Genomic DNA, 1,369 nt, shown 5'->3' with positions numbered 1-1,369 from the left:
CGCACCGCAACCGCCCCACCCCGCAACAACACCTGCTCACCAAACAACCCCAACACCGAACCACCCAACACACCACCATCACCACCACCCACACCCCACTCCACAAGCAGCTTCTCCACCTCGTCCGCGAAGAGCACGTCGGCCCGGTCCACCGGCTGGTCCGGGGCACCGACCAGGTGCTCCAGGACCCGGAGGTACCGCTGCCCCAGCATCTCGGCGCTAGCCCGGTCGAAGAGGTCCGTGCTGAATTCCAGTACGCCGTCGAAGGCCGACACCTGGCCGTCGTCCCCGTACCGCTCGGTGAAGCCGAAGGCCAGGTCGAACTTGGCTACCGACGTGTCGATCTGTTCCCGCGCCGCGGTGAGGCCCGGCATGTCGCCGAGGACGTCTAGGGCGCCGTGGTAGTCCGTGTTGTTCAGCGTCAGCAGCACCTGGAACAGCGGGTGCCGCGACAACGAACGCTCGGGGTTGACCGCCTCCACGATGCGCTCGAAGGGCACGTCCTGGTGCCCGTAAGCACCGAGGTTCACTTCCCTGACCCGGTGCACCAGTTCGGTGAAGTTCGGATTCCCCGCCGTGTTGGTGCGGAGCACCAGGGTGTTGATGAAGACGCCGATCAGGTCGTCGAGCGCTTCATCGGTACGGCCCGCGATGGGTGTGCCGATGGGAATGTCCGTGCTCCCGCTCAGCTTCGACAGGAGTACCGCAAGCGCGGCCTGGAGCACCATGAAGGGGCTGGCCTGCGTATCCCGGGCCACGTCGCTGATGCGCGCGTACAGCTCGGCAGGCACCTCGATGCCCACCCGGTCGCCGCGGTACGTGGCGACCGCGGGCCGCGGCCTGTCGTACGGCAGGTCCAACTGTTCCGGCAGGTCAGCCAGGGTCTCCGTCCAATAGCCGAGCTGCCGGGCGATCTCACTCCCCGCATCCGACTCCGCACCCAACACCTGCCGCTGCCACAGGCTGTAGTCCGCGTACTGCACCGGCAACGGCGCCCAGGCCGGCGCCTCCCCCGTCGACACCCGCGCCTCGTACGCAGCCGCCACGTCGCGCGCGAGCGGCGCACGCGACCAGGCGTCACTGACGATGTGATGGGTCAGCGCGAGCAAGACGTGCTCGTCCTCAGCGACCGCGAACAGCATGGCTCGGAACGGGATCTCCGCGGCTAGGTCGAACGGCTGCTCAGCCGCCACGGCGAGCGCCGCCGCGACCTCGGCCGGGCCCGTCTCCACGACGGGAAGCTCAAGATCCACCTGGTCCGTGGGCAGCACGATCTGGTACGAGCCCGCCACGTCCTCGGCGAAGACGGTACGTAGGCTCTCGTGCCGGGCGACGACGTCGGCGAGCGCCAGCCGCAGCGCCTCGCGGT

General features: G+C 68.7%; 1 protein-coding gene. It reads right to left on the bottom strand.

The window, feature by feature from the left end; all coding sequences use genetic code 11:
* Nucleotides 1-1,369 (bottom strand): condensation domain-containing protein (locus tag ACMA1D_RS31910; RefSeq protein WP_414727459.1); only part of this gene is annotated, 1,369 nt, incomplete at both ends.

Origin of the sequence: Streptomyces sp. 796.1, assembly GCF_047525675.1 — a bacterium.
Lineage (GTDB): Bacteria > Actinomycetota > Actinomycetes > Streptomycetales > Streptomycetaceae > Streptomyces.
The sequence above is the reverse complement of the archived record's forward strand: the minus strand, read 5'-3'. Positions and strand labels throughout refer to the sequence as shown.